Below are 20,083 nucleotides of genomic sequence, written 5' to 3'. Positions count from 1 at the left end.
CGAGGGCCTGTCAGGAGGCCCTGGCGAGCCCTGGGCGCAGCGGCCCGCCGGCGGCCAACACCTCCCGCTGGAGCCGCTGGAGGTCAGGCGAAGGGTCCAGGCCCAACTCCTCACTGAGCACCCGGCGCAGGTGGTGGTACGCCTGCAACGCCTCGCCTCGGCGCCCGGACCGGCTCAGCGCCACGATGAGCTGGCGGTGGAACCACTCGTTGAGCGGGTACGTGCCCACGAGATAGCGCAGCTCGCCGATCAGCTCCCGGTGGCGGCCCAGCGTGATGTCGGCCTGGATGCGCAGCTCCAACGCCCGGATCCACTGCTCCTGCAGGTGGATCGCGTGTGCCTCCAACGCCGGGCCGAACGTCACGTTGGCGCCCACCGGCCCGGTCCACATGGCCAGCGCCCGCCGCAACACCTCGGCGCCCTCTTCGGGCCGGTCCGACTCGATGTGCGTACGGCCCTGATCGAGCAACGTCTCGAACACCTCGGCGTCGAGCTGGCCCGGCTCCACCTTGAGCAGGTAGCCGCGGGCACGGCTCTCCAGTACGGTCCGGTCCGGGGTCTCTATGCCCTCTTTCGCGAAGAGTTTGCGCAGGTGGTAGATGTAGGTCTGCACCGTGGTGACGGCGCTGCGCGCCGGATCGTCACCCCACAGCTCCCGGATGATCGAGTCGACCAACACCACCCGGTTGGCCCGCATCACCAGCAGCGCCAACACCGTCCGCACCTTCGGCGGCGTCGGCGTGCAGACCCGGCCCTCGTGGATCACTTCCAGCGACCCGAGGATCTCGTACCTGACCACAGCGGTCCCCCCATTCCCCATAGCACTCGTCGAGACGTCCTCAAGCTATGGATGAGCGGGGTGGCCCGGAACGACCGCAGGTAGTGACATCGCGGGTTCTTCCGAGGATCGATGCGTGTCGAAAGTTGTACGGCGGATACCCCTTCGATCGCTCGATGCTTCCTCAAGGCAACCTCCACCAGCGGAAGGAAGACTCGCCGGGCCCGCACGCTCCCTGGGATAGGAGTCACACATGTCGCGCCGCCTCTTCACCTCCGAGTCGGTCACCGAAGGCCATCCCGACAAGATCGCCGATCAGATCAGCGACGGGATCCTCGACGCGCTACTGGCGCAGGACCCGCACAGCCGGGTCGCGGTCGAGAGCCTGATCACCACTGGTCAGGTCCACGTAGCGGGCGAGGTCACCACGCAGGCCTACGCCGACATTCCGCGCATCGTGCGTGAAACCGTCCTGAACATCGGCTACGACTCGTCGAAGAAGGGCTTCGACGGCGCCTCCTGCGGCGTCAGCATCTCGATCGGGGCGCAGTCGCCCGACATCGCGCAGGGCGTCGACTCGGCGATCGAGCTGCGCGACGGCTCGTCCGGCGGCGGGCTCGACGCCCAGGGCGCCGGTGACCAGGGCATGATGTTCGGTTTCGCCTGCTCGGAGACGCCGGAGCTGATGCCGCTGCCGATCGCGCTGGCCCACCGGCTGGCCCGCCGCCTGGCCGCCGTGCGCAAGGACGGCACGGTGCCCTACCTGCGGCCGGACGGCAAGACCCAGGTCACCGTGGAGTACGACGGCCTGCGCCCGGTCCGGCTCGACACGGTCGTGGTCTCCTCGCAGCACGCCGCCCACATCTCCCTCGACGAGCTGCTCGCCCCCGACGTACGAGACCAGGTGATCACGCCGGAGTTGGAGGCGCTCGACCTCGACACCGAGGGTTACCGGCTGTTGGTCAACCCGACGGGGAGGTTCGAGATCGGTGGCCCGATGGGCGACGCGGGCCTGACCGGGCGGAAGATCATCGTCGACACCTACGGCGGGTACGCCCGGCACGGTGGCGGCGCGTTCTCGGGCAAGGACCCGTCGAAGGTCGACCGGTCGGCGGCGTACGCGATGCGGTGGGTGGCGAAGAACGTGGTCGCCGCGGGCCTGGCGGAGCGGTGTGAGACTCAGGTGGCCTACGCGATCGGCAAGGCCCATCCGGTGAGCCTGTTCGTGGAGACGTTCGGCACCGAGACGGTGCCGCTGGACCGGATCGAGAAGGCGATCGGTGAGGTCTTCGACCTTCGTCCGGCTGCGATCATCCGCGACCTGGACCTCCTCCGTCCGATCTACCAGCAGACGGCGGCCTACGGTCACTTCGGCCGTGAACTCCCGGACCTGAGCTGGGAGCGCACGAACCGCGCCGCCGACCTCAAGGCCGCATGTTGAACACCGTCGCCGATCACTAAGGCGGCGGGCGGCGAGGGCGTGGCACCAACCGGTCGTGTGGCAGCGTCACCAGTGACGCTGCCACCGCCTTGTTGACCGCGTCGATGCGGGAGACCGCGCCGAGCTTGGCGAAGATGCGACGCAGGTGGCTCTTCACCGTCGCCTCGGTCAGGTCGAGCCGGCGTGCGATCTGGGCGTTTGTCATCGCCTCGGCCGCGAGTTGAAGGATCTCCAGCTCGGCGGTGGACAGGATGGCGGACTCGGCGTTCTGCACCTGCACGAGGCTCTGGCCGGACACCGAGAGCAGGACCGACCCGCTGCCGTCGCGCGCCTTGCGGATCGCGGCGACCAGCTCCTCGCGACCCACGCTCTTGAGCAGGTACGCGCGCACCCCGGCGGCGATCAGGCGGCGTAGCAGGTCCGGGCTGTCGTACATGCTGAGAATGACGACCGCGCTGCCGGGCGACACCTCACGGATGCGGCGCACCGTGACCACCGCGTCGTCGCCGGGGATCTCGACGTCGAGCAACACCACGTCGGGACGCTCCGACGCCGCTTTCGCGACCGCGGTAGCTGAGTCGCCCGCCTCGTCGACCACGTCCAGGTCGGCCTGGACCTCGAGGACCCAGCGCAGCCCTTCGCGGACGAGAGCGTGGTCGTCGACTATGAGGATGGTGGTGGCGCCGGCGGGAGACCCGCCGTCGGACCGCGTCAACCTAACCCCCAGACCCCGTCCCCCGCCGCCAACGTGCTCATGATGGGCACCGTATCGCGGACGTGTGACGCCACGGCTATCGTGGCGTCCTCCCGACAGGAAGAACGCCACGATCGCCGCGCGATTTTGTCAGTCTCGTGTGGACAGACGGACCAACTCGCCGATGCCGAGGCCCTTGTTGGCGATGTAGAAGCTGCCGTCTCGCGCGATGGCGAACGACATCGGTGAGTCGAGCCCGGTGCTGGCCAGCTCACGGTGGCTACCGTCGCGCTCCACCCGGATCAGCGCGCCGGTGGAATCCCCCGAGCTGAGCCCGTTCTTCGCGATCTCCAGCACGACCAACCGGCCCCGCTTGTCGAACGCGATGTCGATGATGTTGGTGAAGCCGGTCGCATAGATGGTCGGCTCCTGGCCGGGCACCAACCGCCAGACCCGAGCACCGCCGTTCGGGAACGGGTGACCGGTCAACTGCCCGATGTAGAAAGCACCGTCCGGGCCACGGGTGATGGTGACCGGCACGAACTGGATCGGCGTCGTCGAGCCGGGCGGCAGGCCCCACTCCGGCGGCGCCGGCACATCCTCCAGCGGCCAGACGTGTTCCGCAGTGACCACGCCGCGACGGTCGATGCGCAGCAGGTCATTGGCGGCCGCGTCGAGCGCGTAGACCTCACGCCCGTCGGCCACGACCGCGTACGGCTGGCTCTCCGGGATCACACCGTCGGGGTTGTTGCGCCCCTCGAAGGCGGAGAGGTCGCCGACGACCGACCACCGGTGCTTCCCCTCCACCCGGAGAATGGTCCCCATCGTGGCCCCGGCCGGGCCGAGCAGGTCGCGTGAGACCGGGTCGGTGCTGTAGCCCATCGCCACCAGCAGCTTGCCGTGCCGATCGAAGGCCAGGTCGTGTGCGCCGTAAACCGAGAAACCGGCGCCAGTGCTGCGCAGTGACGGCAGACCCGTCACCACCCGCTTCTGCCAACCGTGACGGACCGCCGTGACGGCGCCCGTCGAGCCGAAGCAGAGGTTGGTGCCGAAGGTGCCGGGAATGCAGACGCCATCGCCGCCGAGCCCAGCCTCGGCGACGTAGACGGTGCCGGCGTGGTCGATGGCGACACCACGTGGATTGTCGAGGTTGCGGGCGACGACGGTGAGTCGCCCAGTGGTCGATGTGGCCGCGGCGGCGGGCGCGGCGATGCCGGCCACCAGTACCAGCGGCACGGCAAGCGACAACGTTCGTCGCATCGCGTCGAGCATGGGTTCTCCTCAGCAAGAGGGGTACGGATGCGAACGACGCTGCCGGCGCTGGCTCGAGGCCCGGTGGAGGAAGGCTCGACGGGCCCGCCTACTCGGGCTGATTTGGGGTGCTCCGCCCCAGCTCATAGGGGGACGTCACGCCCTCGTAGGCGAGGTGCATCACCATGCCGTTGGCCGCGTGGTCGAGGTTGTGGCAGTGGTCCATCCAGAGCCCCGGGTTGTCCGCCGTGAAGCCGATCTCGTAGATCTCGCCGGGTATCACGTCGAGGCTGTCGATCCACCAGGGCGACCCGGTCGCGCGGACCCCGTTACGGGACAGCACCAACGCGTGATGGCCGTGCAGATGCATCGGGTGGTTCTGGTGGCTGCGGTTGACGATCCGAACCTTGACCAGATCGCCCATGCGGACCATCAGCGTCGGCGTATCGGGGAAGCTGTGCCCGTTGATGATCGGCACCAGGTGGAGGCCGCCGTCGTAGAAGGACAGCCGGTCGTCGAGGAGCTGGGCGAACGATCGGTCGTACGACGAGCCGGCGTCGAAGGGCCGGGAGCCGCCCGAGCCGTACGAGAGCGGGTCGAACTGGTCCCCGTCGTCGACGACGGCCGGCGTCGAGGTGTCACCCGGTGGGGCCAGCACCAGCCCGCCCTTGGGGTTGGCGAGATCGGTCAGGCGCACCGCGCCCGCCGGCATCGTGAACGTCACGTCGAAGCGTCCACCGGTCGCCAACCCGAACCGCGGGTCGGTCAGCGGGGTCGGGCCGTTGACGTCGACGCCGTCGATCGCCGCGACCCGTACCGGCGTGCCGTTGACCGTCAGCGACCGCGGGCGGCTGTCGGTGGACGGGTTGTTGTCGGTGTTGATCAGGCGCAGCCGCACCGGCGTGCCCGGTGCGATCTCCTGGCGCTGCAGAGTGTCGCTGGTGCCGAACGCGACGATGTTGTCGTCCGGCGTACGCCACTCGTGCGCCATCACGACGACGTCGCGCTCGCCCGGCGGCGGGCCGTCGCGCGGCTCGACGATCAGCGCGCCGAACAGGCCCCGCCGAATCGCCTCAAGCGGGTTCTGATGGGTGTGGTACCAGAATGTGCCGACCTGCTCGGCGAGGAACCGGTAGGTGAAGGTGCCGCCCGGCTGCACCGCGTCCTGCGTCGCGCCAGCAACACCGTCCTCACCGTTGGGCACGTCGAGACCGTGCCAGTGGATCGTCACATTCTCGTCGGGGATCTCGTTGTGCAGCGTCACCTCGACGAGGTCGCCCTCGCGCACTCGCAGCTCCGGCCCGGGCGACTGACCGTTGTAGGTCAGGGCGTCGATCTCGGCCCCGGACGACAGACGCACCGTGGCGGTCTTGGCGGTCAGGGTGAAGGCCTTGTTGGGCTTTCCGGTCCGCGGCCCGCGCAGGTCGTCGACGGAGACCCCGCCGTGACCGCCGGCGCCGTGACCGAACGAGGGGCCGCCACCGTAGTCGACGTTGTCGTGGGACATCATGCTCATGCGGTCGGGCAGTCTGCTGCTCTGGGCCACGTAGGTGATGCCAGCGGCGACGACGAGCACCACGATGGCGGCCTGCGCCGTGGCGCGCAGGGCGGTGGCACGCCGGCCACGGCGGGCGAAGTCGGTCGAGGTGACGACCCGCAGGCGATGCGCCTGCCAGAGCCACAGCACCAACACCGACAGGAGGATCGGCGCAGCGTGGGTGGCGATGTCGTCGAGGTAGGAGGGGACCGGACGGGACACGTACGCGAAATAGACGCCAATGACCGTCGCCACGGCCGTCACCTGGACCGGAACGACGAGTTTGGGATTGGCGGCGGCGGAGCGCGTCTCGACGTCGACCGGTGCGTCGTCGCGGTTGGCGAGGGCCCGCAGGCCCGGCACGGTCCAGATGAGGACGGCCAGCATCGGCAGCAGCAGAAGCGGCATCTGCACGATCACGCGGTTGTCGGCGAAGATCCAGTCGACGGCGAGCATCAGCCCGATCGCGACGCACTTGATGACCAGCACCACGAGCGCGGCGACGAGCAGGCGCAGCAACCGGCGGGCGCTCTTGCGCAGCGCCACGGGCGTCGGCCGCCAGGCCAGCCGCGTGGCGAGGATCGCCGCGGACAGCCAGATCAGGAACAGGACCCCGGCGAGGATCCCATCTGCGTTCTCTCCGACCTCAAACATGACGCCAACATACGGAAGACGTGCGACGCCGGGCATCCGTTGACCAACGGCTGCGGTGTACGGCGATCGCCGTAGTCGCAATCCCTCGCGAAACAAGGGCCGTAGCTGCTCGGCTGCCTAGCTGCCGGGTGCGACGAGACCCGTCTGGTAGGCGAGCACGACGAGTTGCGCGCGGTCGCGGACGCGGAGCTTCATCATGGCCCGATGGACGTGGGTGCGGGCCGTGGCGGGGCTCATCGACAGCCGGCGTCCGATCTCCTCGTTGGTCAGCCCGTTGGCCACCAGGCTCATCACCTCACGCTCGCGGTCGGTCAACACCGCCAGCCGGCCGCCGTCGACCGGTGCCGGCGCGACCTTGCTGACGAACGCGCTCACCAGCCGGCTCGTCACACGCGGGGAGATCAGCATGTCGCCGCCGGCCACCACCCGCACGGCCTGGCGCAGCTCCTCGGGCTCGATGTCCTTGAGCAGGAAGCCGCTCGCGCCGGCGCGCAGCGCCTCGAAGACGTACTCGTCCAGCTCGAAGGTGGTCAGGACGATGACCCGCACGGCCGGAAACCGTTCGACGATCGCGGCCGTGGCCTTGACGCCGTCGAGCACAGGCATCCGCACGTCCATCAGCACGATGTCGGGTCGCGTCGCGGCGACCATCTCGATCGCCTGGGCGCCGTTGGACGCCTCACCGACCACTTCCAGGTCGTCGCTGTGGTCGAGCAGGCCCCGGAAGCCGGCCCGCACGAGCGTCTGGTCGTCCGCCAGCACCATCCGGATCGTCACGCTGTCTCCTCCGCCTCGATCGGCAGCCGCGCGGCCACCCGGAACCCCCCACCCTCCGGGCGCGGCCCGGCCTCGAGCGAGCCGCCCGCCGCCGCGGCCCGTTCGCTCATGCCGGCCACCCCGTGCCCTCGCCAACTCTCCCCGGCTCCGACCCCGTCGTCGACGACCTCCACGGTGACGGCGCCGGCCCCGTAGGTGATGGTGACGTCGACGGTCGTCGCCTCGGCGTGTTTGACCGTGTTGGTGAGCGATTCCTGCACGATCCGGTAGACCGAGAGCGCCACCTCCGGTGGGATCGGGCGTGGGGTGCCGGCGACCGTCGGCCGCACCTTCACGCCGGCCTGCTCGGCGACCGCGTAGACGCGGGCCAGGTCGGGTACCTCCCCGCCGTCGCGGAGCATGCCGATCGCCGAACGGACCTCGTGCATCGCGTCGCGCGCCGCACCGCGGATGCTGCGCAGCGCGGCCCGCGCCTCGGCCGGTCGGCTGTCGAAGACGTCGTCGGCGAGGCTGGCCTGCACACTGATCGCGGTGATCGTGTGGCCGAGCACGTCGTGGACCTCACGGGCGATGCGGAGCCGCTCCTGGGTGACCTCGTGCTGACGTTCCTGGCGCATGACGGCGAGACGTTGCTGGGCCTCGGCCAGCCGGATCCGGCGGGTGCGGATCGTCTCGGCGAGCAGCACCACGGCGGCCAGCAGCGAGCCCTCCTCGAGGGTGGCCGCGAGAGCAGGGAAGAAACCCTCGCCGAGCAGCGTGTAACGCATGATCAGTTCGAGGATGACGAAGAACCCGGCGACGACGAGCGCCCAGGTGAACCGGCCGGCGGCCGCCACCGAGAAGAGGGCGGCGGCCAGCGGAAGGGCGGGCGGAATGCCCGGGTATTCGAGCGCGTAGTAGATCATCAGCGCGGTGACCGAGCCGACCAGCACCAGTAGCGGCCAGCGGCGCCGGAAGACCAGCAGGAGCCCGATCACCGCGCCGATCGCGTAGGCGCGCGCGTCCGGCGGCCGGGCGCCGGGCTCGTCGGCGACCCGGATCGCCACCGCCACGACGGCCGCGACGACGATCGCGAGAAGAACGTCGGTCGCGATCCGCCGGACGGCCAGGTTCATGCTCGCAACGGTACGACGCGCGCACGGTCCGTTAACGAGGGCCCCTTCCTATCCGGAAACCGTCAGCAAGGGGCCCTTCCCTTCATCCGCGGCGGAGGGTGAGGAGGGTCTGCCCGGTGGGGATCACCGTGCTGTCGTGCACCTGAAGCCCGGCCTTCTCGCCCAGTTCGGCGTACTCGCGCCAGGTCCTCGCCTTGCCGGCCATGAGCGAGAGCAGGCGCAGGTCCATCTGGGTGATGAACATGAGCCGGGCCGGGTCGTCCGGGAAGTTGTCGTTCTCGTCCTTCACGAGGATCTGCACGATCAGCACCTTCCCGTTCGTGCCGATCGCGTCCGCCGCCCGCTGGAGGATCTTCTCGGCGGCGCTGTCGTTCCAGTCGTGCAGCACGTTCGACAGGATGTAGACGTCAGCGCCGGCCGGGAGCGGGTCGAAGATGCTCCCGCTGACGACCTCGGCGCGGTCGGCGATGCCCGCCGCCTCGAACCGGGCCCGGCCCTGCTCGACGACGCCCGGCAGGTCGACCACGGTGCCGCGCAGGTGCGGCTGAGCCTTGAGGATCTCGGTGAGCAGGGCGCCGGTGCCGCCGCCGACGTCGATGACGTGGTTGACATTGCTCCAGTCGTAGCCCTGGACGACCTGGTCGAAGTAGCTGGCGTGGGTGGCCATCAGCGCGCCGAAGGACGTGGCCCGGTCGGGGTTGCTGGCCAGGTCGTCCCAGAACTCGATGCCATACCGCACCGGGTACGCCGCGTCGCCGGTACGGATCGAGTGGGTCAGCGAACTGAATGTCCCCTCGATCCGGCCGGCCATCGAGTCGACGTCGAGCCAGGGGCGCTGGGCAGCCGGGTGGTCGGTCTTGAGGAACTCGGCCGCTTCGGTCAGGGCGTACACCCGCGGTTCGGTCTCCTTGAACACGCCGCGGACCGCGAGGTAGCGCAGCAGCCGGTGCAGCGCGTCGGGATTGGCCTTCGTCGCCGCGGCGAGCTCGTCGAGCGTGGTGGTGCCCGCGGCGATCAGGTCGGCGAGGCCGAGCGTCGCCGCGGCCCGCACTGCCCACGGCGTGATCGTGTCGGTCAGCGAGTAGAGATTGACCCGATTTTCCGTCATGGCGGCGAGCTTCGACGACGGCGCTCGAGACCTGCTCGAATCCGCGTCGATCGACCCGTTCTCCAGCCGGGTTCGAGTGGGCCGGCGCAGGCTGCGCCTGTCACGGCCGTCATCCGAAGGGGACACGATGGGCGCCAGCCAACAGGAGCGCGGAGCGATCGAGGTCATTCAAGACCTCATGCAGCAGAAGTGGGTCTACGAGCTGTTCGGCGAGATCGGCGCGCGCCAGGGTGCCTCGGCCGCGCACGTCGAGCGACTAAGGGCGGTCGACGCCGCCGCGCACGTGTTCTGGCCGTTCCAGGCGCCGCCGTTTCCGATCATCGCGGCCACCGCGAGCGGGTCGACGTTGAGCGACATCGACGGCAACACCTACCTGGACTGTCACATGGGGTACGGCGCGCAGGCGCTGCACGGTCACAACCCCGCCCCGGTCGTCGACTTCGTCCGCGAGCACCTGGGCAAGGGCACCGGCAACGGCTACACCAATGCGTTGGAGCTGGAGCTGGCGACGCTGCTGCGGGAGGTCCTCCCGCACAACGAGAAGTTCGCCTTCCAACATTCCGGTACGGGCGCCACGCAGTCGGCGATCCGGCTCTGCCGGGCGTTCACCGGACGACGGATGGTCGCCAAGTTCGAGGGCACCCTGCACGGGTCGCACGACCTGGCCGTGCACAACACCGCGCCCTGGTATCACGGGCATCCCGCCGTACCGTTCCCGGAGATCGGCAAGGACGGTATTCCGCTGGTCTCGGCGTTCGCCGGCGTCACTCCAGCCGAGTCGCGCGACCTGCTGATCCTGCCCAACGACACCGCGCTCGCGGTTGAGTTGATCGAGCGTCACGCGGGTGAGTTGGCGTGCATCCTCGCCGAGCCGGCCGCCTCGTCGTTCCCGTTCGAGGAGACGACGATCCCGATGATCCGCGAGGTGGCGTTGGCCGCGCGGCGGCTCGCGGTGCCGTTCATCCTCGACGAGGTGCTGACGGGCTTCCGCTCGGGGCTCGGCGGCGCCGCGCAGAAGTTCGACATCCCGACCGACCTGGTCACCTACGGCAAGGTGATCAGCGGGCTCGGGTTGCCGCTGTCGGCGATCGGCGGTCGGGCCGACATCCTCGACATCACCCAGACCAGTGGTCAGTCGTGGACCGACTTCGGCCAGAAGACCGGTCTGCAGGGCAGTCACACCGGCAACTACCTGTCGGTGGCGGCGTCGTTGGCCACGCTCCAACTGCTCCGCGACAAGGGGCCCGCCTACTACACCGACCTGCGGGCAAAGGTCGACCGGGTGCAGGCGCGGCTGGCCGCGTTCCGGGCCGCCGAGGGGATCCCGCTGCGGATGGTGGGGTTCGGCGACTACATCGGCTGCTTCCAGTTCCTCCCGGAAGACTCCTATACCGACTACCGGGACTACTCGCGGGCGCTCAACCCCGCGACGTTCATCCTCACGCTCCTGCTGCGCAAGCGCGGCATCTACACGCTCGGCATGCCCATGTTCTTCGCCGGTGGCGCCCACAGCGACGCCGACGTCGACCGGCTGACCGACGCCGTGCTGGAGAGCACGTTGGAGCTACGCGCCAACGACTTCCCGTTCGACCTGTCCTGGCCCGCCACGTCCGAGTGGGGTTCGGGCTCCTCCGACTGGTCGTAGCCCCCTGCTTCACCGGGCCCGGGTCAGCTTCTGACCCGGGCCCTCTTCATGTGCCGTACCGGTCATACGCAAATAGCCGTACTTGACTAATCGTATGCGACAGCGTGTAGTCGGAAGGGTGGGTCCGCTATCGACCCCGTGCGATTTCAGGAGGAACGCGATGACGGAGAGCTGGACCGACGAACGCAGCGCCGCGCCACCCAACCCGCGCCGATGGCTGATCTTGGCTGTCGTTCTGGCCGGGGCGTTCATGATCCTGCTGGCAACGACAATCGTCAATGTTGCGGTTGCGCCGATCCAGCGAGATCTCCAGTCGACCTACACGGCCATGGAGTGGGTCATCGCCGGCTACGCGCTCGGCTACGGGCTGCTGCTCATCCCCGCCGGCCGGATCGGCGACCGCTTCGGCCACCGCAAGCTGTTCCTCATCGGCGTCGCGGGATTCACGCTCGCGTCGGCGGCGTCGGCGGTCGCGGCCACACCCGGCCAACTGATCGCCTTTCAGGTGGTGCAGGGCATGATGGCCGGCATCCTCAACCCGCCGGTGCTGGCGCTGATCCAGACCACGTTCCCGGCGAAGGAGACCGGCAAGGCGTACGGGATCTACGGGGCGATCGGCGGCATCGCGACGGCGAGCGGCCCGCTCCTCGGCGGCCTGCTGATCGCCTGGGATCTCGGCGGCTGGGACTGGCGACCGGTGTTCCTGCTCAACGTGCCGATCGGCCTGGTCACGTTCGTCGCCGCGCTGATCCTGGTGCCCGAGTCGCGGGGTCGCCGTGGCGGGCTCGACGTGGTCGGCATGCTGCTCGTCTCGGCCGCCGTCCTGCTGTTGGCCATCCCACTGGTGGAGGGCCAGCGCCTGGGTTGGCCGACCTGGACGTTCGTCTCGATGGCCGCGGCCCTGCCCGCGCTGGTCGTCTTCGCGCTGTGGGAGTTGCGTCGCGCCCGCCGCGCCCAGGTCCCGCTGGTCAGCATGCGCCTCTTCGCCCACCGCTCGTTCTCCGCTGGCGTCGGCATCAGCCTCTGCTACTTCGCGGGCTTCATCGGCCTGCTCTTCGCACTCTCGCTGCACCTACAGATCGGCCTGGAGAAGTCCGCCCTGACAACGGGCCTGATCCTGCTCCCGTTCTCGTTCGGCACGCTGGTCGGCGCGGCCATCTCCGACAACGTCGCCCGCGCGCTCGGGCGTGGTGTCCTGATGCTCGGCGCGGGCATCGTGATCGTGGGCATGGTGGGCATCATCGCGACCATCCACTGGTGGGGGTCCGGCCTGGAGCTCCTGCCGGCGCTGCTCTTCGCCGGCTTCGGCTCGGGTCTGGTGATCGCGCCGAGCGTCGAGATCGTGCTGGCCGGCGTGCCGTGGCAGGACGCGGGCGCGGCCAGCGGCGTGCTCGGGACCGCCCAGCGCCTCGGCCAGGCCATCGGCGTGGCGGTGGCGGGCGTGGTCCTCTTCGGGACGCTCGGCTCGTACTCGGCGACGGCTGCGGAGAAGGCGAGCCCGGAACTGCAGGCGTCGCTGGTCGCCGCGGGTCTACCGCAGGCGGAGGCGAGCACGGCGACGACCGCGTTCGCCGACTGCTTCATCCGCCAGTCGCGCGCGTCGGATCCGACGGCCACGCCGCCCGGCTGTCCGGACTCGGCGCCGGGTACGGTCGGCGCGGCCTTCGACAAGGCGGCCGCGTCGGCGCTGGAGACCAACTTCAACCGCGCCGTCCAGTGGACGGTCGGCGCCGTCCTGGTGGGCGTGATCCTCACGTTCCTGCTCGTCTACCTGCTGCCCCGCCGCCCGGAGGAGCCGTGGGCCGAGGCGAGCAAACCCGATTGGAACGTGACCAGCGAGCCCGAGCCCGCTCAGTGACCTCCGCCAGCCCTGACCCCGGGTGTGACACCCGGGGCCAGGGGCTGGCGCTGTCAGGACGTGGTCATTGATGTCGGCTGGTTCGCCATCAGCTTGGGCAGTTGGTCGAGCAGCTCGTCGTGCCAGGCCAGCTCGGTACGGAGTCGGAGCTCGGTATGACGGAAGGTCGTCCACTCGAGACCGCGGATATGTGGCGCCGCAAGCTCCCGGAGAGCGAGCCAGGAGTCGAGCTGAGCGGCGAGGGCCGCCCGGCGCGCGACGATGATCGCGCGGAGCGCATCTTCTTCGAGGTCGATCACGTTCTGCAGGGCCAGATCCACCGGGTCGTGGCGGAGCTTGGTGTCGCGCAGCGCTTCGTCGCGGTGGTCGATCAGCTCGGCCGCGCCGGCCGGGGTGAGCGCGTAGATCGTCCGGGCCGGTCGGTTGCCCTCCTGTTCGGTGCGGACCGCCTCGATGACCCCCTCGACCTGCATCCGGTGGAGCGCGCCGTAGAGCGACCCCGGCTTGACGTCGCTCCACAGCTCAGTACGGTCGATCTGGGCCGCCCGGCGGATCTGGTGCCCATGCATCGGGCCTCCGCGCGCGAGCGCTCCGAGCACGAACAGGCGAGTGCTATTCACGGCATTAGTCCAACACGAGTGCCCGTTTGCGGGCAACCCACCCATAGCGATGCTTGAGCGGATTGCTATCCGCCGTGAAAGGTGGGGTCGACGCAGAGCCTGGGCAGGACGATCAGCGAAGCAGCGATGGCCCTGTTGACCGCGTCGATCCGCGACACCGCGCCGAGCTTGGCAAAAATGTTGCGCAGGTGGCGTTTGACCGTCGCCTCCGACAGGCAGAGCCGACCGGCGATCTGGGCGTTGCTCATCGCCTGGCCGACCAACTGCAGGACCTCGCGCTCGCGGTCGGACAGCGTGCTGTGGACCGGCCCCTGCACCTGGGTCAGGCTCTCGCGCGACACGGCCAACATCACCGGCGCGTCATCGGCCCGAGCGCTGCGGATCGCCGCCACCAGTTCCTGGCGCGTCGAGTTTTTCAACAGATAGCCGCAGATGCCGAGGGTCAACAGCTCGCGGAGCAGCGTCGGGCCGTCGAACATGCTCAGGATGATCACCCGACTCGCCGGTGCGACGTCGCGAATCCGACGGACGGTCGTGGTCACCCCGTCGCCGGGGATCTGCACGTCGAGCAGCACGATGTCGGGCTGGCGGACGCGGATCTCGTTGATGGCGGCGCAGCTGTCGCCGGCCTCGCCGACGACGACGAGGTCGCGCTGGGCGTCGAGGATCTCCCGGAGGCCGTCGCGAACCACCACATGGTCGTCGACCAGCACGATGCGAGTCGGCTCGATCGTCACGGCGGTCACCGGCCGGCCCCCGCTTCGACGGTGAGCAGCGGTACGACGAGCTCGACCGACGTGCCCTGGTGGCCGGCCGCGCGGACCGCGAGGCGGCCACCGACGGTGCTCGCCCGCTCGGCCATCGCGCGCAGGCCCGAGCCACGCCGCTTTTCCGCGAGATCGAAGCCCACCCCGTCGTCGGTGACGGTCGCGCGCAGCTCGTGGGGCGTGATGTCGACGACCGCGTGGATCACCCGCGCGCCGGCGTGGGCGACCGCGTTGCGCAGCGCCTCGCGGACGACCAGGAACACCTCGTCGAGCACCTCGGGCGGCACCCACGACTCGTCGCCGTTGATCTCGGTGTGCAGACGCGTGTCACCCGTCTGCACCGTCGACAGGAAGTTGGCCAGCGCCTCGTCGAGTGACCCCAGCGGCTGGGAGAGCCGGAGGTCCGCAATGAGGACACGCAGATAGCCGACCGCGTCGTGCAGCGACTCCCGGGCGATGACCACCCGTCGATCGACGTCGTCGCCGCGTCGTTCCTGGGCGAGCTCGTGGGCCTCCAGGTTGCGGTAGGCCGCGCTCAGACTGTGGCCCAGCCGGTCGTGCAGCTCGCGGGCGATCAGCGAGCGCTCCGCGATCTGCGCCTGGTGGACGTCGTTCATCAGTGACGCGGCGTAGCGCGAGCTGGTATCGAGCAACTGGGTCAGTGTGGTGCGGGTGAGCGCGTCGGCGACCAGCGCCAGGATCGCGCTCTGGTCGGGCTGGCCGCACAACTGCTTCAGCACGTCGGCCAACACGACGTCGGCCAGCGTGACGACCGCACGGAAGCACTCGCGCGGATGAATCTCGACGCCCTCGGCGAACAGTGGCGGCGGTGGTGTCGACAGCGGGTCAGTCGTCTCGCGACGAATCTCGGCCGTCGTTTCACGGACCAGAACATCAGCCTGCGTCGTGTAGCTGTCAATCAGGTCAGCGGCTCCGGCGAGATCGTCACTCGCAGCGGATAGGCGCTGACGGTAGGCGGCGAGTATCGGTTGACGCCTGCGTTCGAGGACCTCGGCAGCGGTCCGGCGCAGCGCATCGCTTTCTACAACCATCGCGGATCCCCCGGTGTGTGCCCTACTGCTCCCCAGGTGCGGGCACAACCGGCTCTCCCCAGCCCCGGCTGCCCGCCGTGTCGCCGACTCCCCAAGCGCGGCGACAAAGCACTCAGATCAGATCGGCCTTCTAAGAGTTGTCACGGCCGACTACTCGCACGAGTGTACGGTCTCACCGCGCGTCGTTGGAAGCATCGAAGCTTAGCTTTTGGTAGTCACATGAAAACTTAAGGTGAAATCCACATTCGGCCGCGATCAGCTTTCGACGGCGCGTCGAGGGGCCTCCGCGACAGTTCACCCGAGACCTCGACCACCAGGAGTGGAGCGACCAATGGTGAGCAGACGCAACGTCATGAAGGTCGGTGCCACCGCAGGAGCAGCCGCGCTGGTCACGACCACCGCGGCGGCCGCGGCCCGCGGATCCACCCCGCCCGCGGCGCCGGCCCACGGCACCCACAAAGGCCACGCGGCGACCGCCCACGTCGCAGCTGCCGCCGCCCCGTTCAGTGTCCGGATGCCGATACCGCCCGTGCAGCAGCCGGTCGCCTCGGTAGCCAACACCGACTTCTACGTCGTTTCCACCCGTAAGGCCCAAGTGGAGATCCTTCCGGGGACGCGTACCGAAGTCCTGACCTATGACGGGTTGTTTCCCGGCCCGACGTTCCGGGTCAAGACGGGCCGGCTCGCGGTCATCGCGCACAGCAACCACCTCGACATGCCGACCGCGGTCCACGTCCATGGCGGTCACACGCCGTCGAGCAGCGACGGGTTCCCGACCGACGTGCTCGACCCGGGCAAGAGCCGGCTCTACAGCTATCCCAACAAGCAGCGGGCCGCCACGCTCTGGTATCACGACCATGCCCATCACATGGAGGCCGAGCATGTGTTCCGCGGACTCGCCGGCTTCTTCCTGATCGACGATCCAGCCCAGGCTGATCTGCGGTTGCCGTCCGGCGACTACGACATTCCGATCATGTTGCGCGACGCCCGGTTCGCCGAGGACGCGAGCCTGCTCTTCGAGCACGACGACTTCCAGTTCCGCAACACGATCCTCGCCAACGGCAAGCCGCAGCCCTACTTCCCGGTGGCCGCCCGCAAGTACCGGCTGCGCTTCGTCAACGCATCCAACCTGCGTACGTTCACCCTGCGGCTCGGCAACGACACCGAGGTCGCCCAGATCGCCAGCGACGGTGGGCTGCTCGCCGGGCCGACGCCGATCCGCTCGTGGAGCCTGACGCCCGGCGAGCGGATCGAGATCGTCGTCGACTTCCGCGCGTTCCCGGTCGGCAGCCAGATCTTCCTAGACGACGCCGTGGCCGGGCCGGTGCTGCGCTTCGACGTCAACCGAACCGCCAGCGACAGCAGCCGGGTGCCCGATCGGCTCAGCACCATCCCCGCGCTGCCGGCGCCCACGAGGGAGCGGGCGTTCACCCTCAACTTCAACCCGGCGACCGGCCAGTTCCTCGTCAACGGACGGCAGTTCGACGCCAACCGGGTCGACACCGAGATCAAGCGCAACACCACCGAGGTGTGGACGGTGACCAACGGCGACACGCTCTTCGGGATCCCCCACAACTTCCACCCCCACCTGGTCCAGTTCCGGGTGCTCACCCGCAACGGGCAGCCGCCGGCGCCGGGCGAGGCCGGGGTGAAGGACACCATCTCGGTGGGACCGGGCGAGACGGTCCGGATCCAGGCGACATTCGGGCCGTACCTTGGCCGGTATGTCTACCATTGCCACATGATCGACCATTCCGCAGGTGGGATGATGGCACAGATGAAGATCGTTCCCTGACCGCTGAGAAAGGTTTCTTGTGCCCTCGGCAGAGAAGACTGTGCAGATCAGACGGACTCCTGACGTCGTGTTCGCCTTTCTCGCCCGCGGCGAGAACGACGCGCGCTGGCGCCCCAACGTGCTCGACGTCGCGCGCGTCTCGGGCGAGGGAGTCGGCACCCGCTACAAACAAGGGCTCAAAGGCCCCGGCGGAAGCCGCATCCCGGCCGACTACGAGGTGACCGAATACGAGCCGGGCCGGCGGTTGGCGTTCCAGGCCACCGGCAGCGTGGTGCGCACCCAGGGCGAGTACACGCTCGCCCCGACCGGCGACGACGGGACCAAACTCACGCTGAGGCTGGCGTGGCAGCCGAGTGGGCTGTCGCGCTTCCTCGGCCCGGTCGTCGGCAAGACGTTCGAGGAGGAGATCGCCGCCCTCGACGCCCTCCGGGACCTGCTGGAGAGAGAAACCTAGTCGCGGGGCGGCGCACCCGGCGCAGACGAGCACCGAGGCCTTGATCAGCTTGCCGCTGGTCAAGGCCTCGGGCGAGGTGCCCGCGGCAGGATTCGGGCCGAGGCGCCGGGTCGAATGCCAGCAACGCGACCCGGCAGGACACGCCCTGGTCGCCCGTCAGGTCACGACCGATGGTGAGGGTTGCCACGACAACGGCCACGCCGGCCCACAGGGAGGCGATCAGGAGGCCACGCGTGTCGGCTCCGGCGCTGATCAGCGACGTGAACGGCAGTGGCAGCTTCAATCTGCCGATCAGACCCTCGACGAAGACGAACCAGCCTGCACTACCGAGCAAGAGCCACGTCGACCGCCGAACTATGGACGCGCACGAGGCAGCGAGGATCGCCACGATCGGCACCACCGTCAACAGGTCCTGGTACGGCCCTGACTCACCCCTGATCAGCACGGCGAGGCCACTGGTCGCGACGAAGGCGGTGGCTACCACGATGGCCGCCACCAGCTGCCCACCGAGCACCACCATCCGCCTGGGCTGCGAGAGGTACAGCAGGAAGGCTGATTCCCTGTTCGAGGACGGCGCCGACCTCCCTCGACCGGAGGGTCGTCGTCTTCCCCGACCCGTTGAGTCCGAGAAAGCCGGTGACCCGGCCGGGCCGCGCCGCAAAGCTCACCCCGTCCACCGCGCGTACGCGGCCGTACGACTTCGTCAATCCAAGAGCTTGAATCATCGCAGGTGCAGACCTTTGTGGGCTGTCATGGGGTCTGTCGGCTCAACTCTCAGGCCCACTACGCCGACCCTCCTGCCTTCGCCAGAGACGCCTGTTCCGCTACGCGCGACGGCCTGCGCAGCACGACGATCAGTCATCTCTACCCGACGTGACCGCCGAGATCCATGATGATCTCACGGAGTCGCGCGGCACCCCGCCCCGCAAACAGCCGAAGGGCCCGGAGCCAGCTGACTCCGGGCCCTCATCCTGCCCCCGCCCTCAGGGGCTGGTGCAGGTGACGTTGCTGGGTGCGGTGGCACCGTTGCCGGTGGCGGTGAACCCGAAGTTGGTTGACGCGTTCGGACCCACCGCGCCGTTGTAGGGGGCGTTCCTGACGGTGACGCTGCCGGTGGTGCCCGTGTTGACACCGCTCCACAGGCTGCTGATGGCCTGTCCGCTGGCCAGGGTCAGGCCCACGGTCCAGCCGTTCAGGGCCGCCGTGGAGTTGTTGGCCACGGTCACCTCAGCCTGGAAGCCGCCGGGCCAGGTGTTCAGCGTCCGGTAGGTGGCCGTGCAGGTGCCCGGTTCGCCGGTGGGCGGCGGGTCGGTCGGCGGCGGGGTGGTCGGCGGCGGGGTGGTCGGCGGCGTGGTCGACTCGAACTGGCTGAAGAACCTCCAGATCTCGCCCGAGGTCCAGGTCCGCGAGTCGTTGGGGCTGCCCGACCCGTCGACAGGGCTGGGGGTGTGGTCACCATCGAATGCCGCCCACTGCACGGGGTAGCCGGCTCGGCAACCCGAGTAGGCGGTGGTGATGTGGGTGAGGCTGCCCCGGCTCGGCTCGCGCGGGCTCTGCGCGGTGCACCCGTTGTTCCGCACGAACGTGTCGCGCAGCTGCCGGCCCTGCGAGATGTTCAGCACGCTGTCGTAGATGCCGTGAATGCCGAAGTAGGCGACGGGCTGGGTGCCCCCGTTGCATCCGCTGAGGTTGGCACCGGATATCACGGTGACCGCCCGGATGACCGTGGGCCGGGCACAGGCCACCGCGTAACTCATCGCCCCGCCGTAGCTCCAGCCCAGGGCGAAGCGCTGGGTGGTGTCCACGCAGAGGTCGTTCTCGATCTGCCGGGAGATGTCGTCGAAGAGGGTCAGGTCCCGGCCGTTGGTGTTGGCCCAGCCGGCGTTGAGGCCCTGCGGGGCGACGAAGATCGCGCTGTTGTTCGACAGCGGCTGGAGCCCGTAGTAGCCGGCCGAAGTGACGTTGTTGGCCGAGCCGTTCAACCAGTGGAAGCCGAAGATCAGCCGGTAGGGACGGTTGCGGTCGTACCCGTCCGGGATCCGCAGGTTGTACGTACGACTCTGTCCGCTGCTCTGAATCGTCCGCGTCCCGCTGGTGAGTGTGGGGGCCTTGCCGCAGCCGGCGGTCGCGGCGAGGGTGCCGTTGCCGGCGGCCACCGCCGTGGCACCGAAGCCGCCGCTCAGGGCGCCGCCGGCGGTGGCCGCGAGGAGAAGCGCCGCGGCCGCGATGGATGGGAGGAAGAACCTACGTCTCAGCATTGCTTGGGCTCCTTGCCGTTCGGCGTCTGGTGCGCGTGGCGTGGCAGCGGCACAGGGGGCGTACGGCTGCCGCCCGTCGGCGCCGGGGCTGCCTGCGGTGGGGCGGCGGAGCTGGGCATGCGGCCGGAGCATTGCGGTCCGGCGACCAACCACGGTCGCCTGGCATCGACGGGGCCCGGACTGGTCACCGACCGGGAAGGCGGCGGGAGGGGCGGACCCCTCGGCACGCCCTCGCCGACTGGCTTAGGTGACCGGGAGCGTGCCCTTCACTCCCGGGAT

General features: G+C 69.3%; 16 protein-coding genes. 5 read left to right on the top strand and 11 right to left on the bottom strand.

The window, feature by feature from the left end; translation table 11 throughout:
• Nucleotides 1-10: 10 nt before the first annotated feature.
• On the bottom strand, nucleotides 11-799 hold the full coding sequence (locus tag ACIBF8_RS00400; RefSeq protein WP_396780173.1) for a BTAD domain-containing putative transcriptional regulator: 789 nt from the start codon (nucleotides 797-799) through the stop codon (nucleotides 11-13).
• Between the two features lie 232 nt (nucleotides 800-1,031).
• On the opposite strand from ACIBF8_RS00400, the gene metK reads away from it, so the two are divergent.
• A complete protein-coding gene (metK, locus tag ACIBF8_RS00395; protein ID WP_396780172.1) occupies nucleotides 1,032-2,219 on the top strand; it encodes a methionine adenosyltransferase in 1,188 nt (395 codons plus the stop codon).
• A 16-nt stretch (nucleotides 2,220-2,235) separates the two neighbouring features.
• Here the strand turns inward: metK and ACIBF8_RS00390 are convergent, their stop codons facing one another.
• From ACIBF8_RS00390 to ACIBF8_RS00365, 6 genes are all read right to left on the bottom strand, one after another.
• On the bottom strand, nucleotides 2,236-2,934 hold the full coding sequence (locus ACIBF8_RS00390) for a response regulator (RefSeq protein ID WP_396780171.1): 699 nt from the start codon (nucleotides 2,932-2,934) through the stop codon (nucleotides 2,236-2,238).
• A gap of 129 nt (nucleotides 2,935-3,063) precedes the next feature.
• Nucleotides 3,064-4,185, bottom strand: coding sequence for a ScyD/ScyE family protein (locus ACIBF8_RS00385; protein ID WP_396780170.1), 1,122 nt, complete (start codon nucleotides 4,183-4,185; stop codon nucleotides 3,064-3,066).
• Between the two features lie 88 nt (nucleotides 4,186-4,273).
• The gene (locus tag ACIBF8_RS00380; protein WP_396780169.1) at nucleotides 4,274-6,355 is read right to left on the bottom strand and encodes a multicopper oxidase family protein; all 2,082 of its coding nucleotides are present in this window, start codon (nucleotides 6,353-6,355) and stop codon (nucleotides 4,274-4,276) included.
• A gap of 117 nt (nucleotides 6,356-6,472) precedes the next feature.
• Nucleotides 6,473-7,132, bottom strand: coding sequence for a response regulator (locus tag ACIBF8_RS00375; RefSeq protein WP_396780168.1), 660 nt, complete (start codon nucleotides 7,130-7,132; stop codon nucleotides 6,473-6,475).
• Nucleotides 7,129-8,247, bottom strand: a complete 1,119-nt coding sequence (locus ACIBF8_RS00370; RefSeq protein ID WP_396780167.1) for a sensor histidine kinase — start codon at nucleotides 8,245-8,247, stop codon at nucleotides 7,129-7,131. Before ACIBF8_RS00370 ends, ACIBF8_RS00375 begins: the two co-directional genes overlap by 4 nt.
• Before the next feature lie 82 nt (nucleotides 8,248-8,329).
• Nucleotides 8,330-9,355 carry a methyltransferase gene (locus ACIBF8_RS00365; RefSeq protein ID WP_396780166.1) on the bottom strand — a complete coding sequence of 342 codons (1,026 nt, stop codon included), beginning with the start codon at nucleotides 9,353-9,355 and terminating at the stop codon, nucleotides 8,330-8,332.
• 127 nt (nucleotides 9,356-9,482) lie between these two features.
• On the opposite strand from ACIBF8_RS00365, the gene ACIBF8_RS00360 reads away from it, so the two are divergent.
• Nucleotides 9,483-11,000 (top strand): aminotransferase class III-fold pyridoxal phosphate-dependent enzyme, encoded by a 1,518-nt coding sequence (locus ACIBF8_RS00360; protein ID WP_396780165.1) that lies wholly within the window; start codon nucleotides 9,483-9,485, stop codon nucleotides 10,998-11,000.
• 160 nt (nucleotides 11,001-11,160) lie between these two features.
• A complete protein-coding gene (locus ACIBF8_RS00355; RefSeq protein WP_396780164.1) occupies nucleotides 11,161-12,858 on the top strand; it encodes an MFS transporter in 1,698 nt (565 codons plus the stop codon).
• A gap of 53 nt (nucleotides 12,859-12,911) precedes the next feature.
• On the opposite strand, the gene ACIBF8_RS00350 is transcribed toward ACIBF8_RS00355, so the two are convergent.
• The 3 genes from ACIBF8_RS00350 to ACIBF8_RS00340 are packed head-to-tail and all read right to left on the bottom strand — an operon-like array spanning nucleotide 12,912 to nucleotide 15,345.
• The gene (locus ACIBF8_RS00350; RefSeq protein WP_396780163.1) at nucleotides 12,912-13,523 is read right to left on the bottom strand and encodes a PadR family transcriptional regulator; all 612 of its coding nucleotides are present in this window, start codon (nucleotides 13,521-13,523) and stop codon (nucleotides 12,912-12,914) included.
• Between the two features lie 20 nt (nucleotides 13,524-13,543).
• A complete protein-coding gene (locus tag ACIBF8_RS00345; RefSeq protein WP_396780162.1) occupies nucleotides 13,544-14,191 on the bottom strand; it encodes a response regulator in 648 nt (215 codons plus the stop codon).
• 29 nt (nucleotides 14,192-14,220) lie between these two features.
• Nucleotides 14,221-15,345, bottom strand: a complete 1,125-nt coding sequence (locus tag ACIBF8_RS00340; protein ID WP_396780161.1) for a sensor histidine kinase — start codon at nucleotides 15,343-15,345, stop codon at nucleotides 14,221-14,223.
• A 283-nt stretch (nucleotides 15,346-15,628) separates the two neighbouring features.
• On the opposite strand from ACIBF8_RS00340, the gene ACIBF8_RS00335 reads away from it, so the two are divergent.
• Both ACIBF8_RS00335 and ACIBF8_RS00330 read left to right on the top strand, forming a co-directional pair.
• Entirely contained in the window at nucleotides 15,629-17,092 is a 1,464-nt protein-coding gene (locus ACIBF8_RS00335) for a multicopper oxidase family protein (RefSeq protein WP_396780160.1), read from the top strand.
• Nucleotides 17,093-17,111: 19 nt separating this feature from the next.
• A complete protein-coding gene (locus tag ACIBF8_RS00330; RefSeq protein WP_396780159.1) occupies nucleotides 17,112-17,546 on the top strand; it encodes an SRPBCC family protein in 435 nt (144 codons plus the stop codon).
• 983 nt (nucleotides 17,547-18,529) lie between these two features.
• Here ACIBF8_RS00330 and ACIBF8_RS00325 read toward each other — a convergent pair.
• Nucleotides 18,530-19,804: a cellulose binding domain-containing protein gene (locus ACIBF8_RS00325; RefSeq protein ID WP_396780158.1), complete on the bottom strand. Its 1,275-nt coding sequence runs from the start codon at nucleotides 19,802-19,804 to the stop codon at nucleotides 18,530-18,532.
• Nucleotides 19,805-20,083: the final 279 nt, after the last annotated feature.

It is taken from the genome of Micromonospora sp. NPDC050276 (assembly GCF_044459545.1).
GTDB lineage: Bacteria > Actinomycetota > Actinomycetes > Mycobacteriales > Micromonosporaceae > Micromonospora.
The sequence above is the reverse complement of the archived record's forward strand: the minus strand, read 5'-3'. Positions and strand labels throughout refer to the sequence as shown.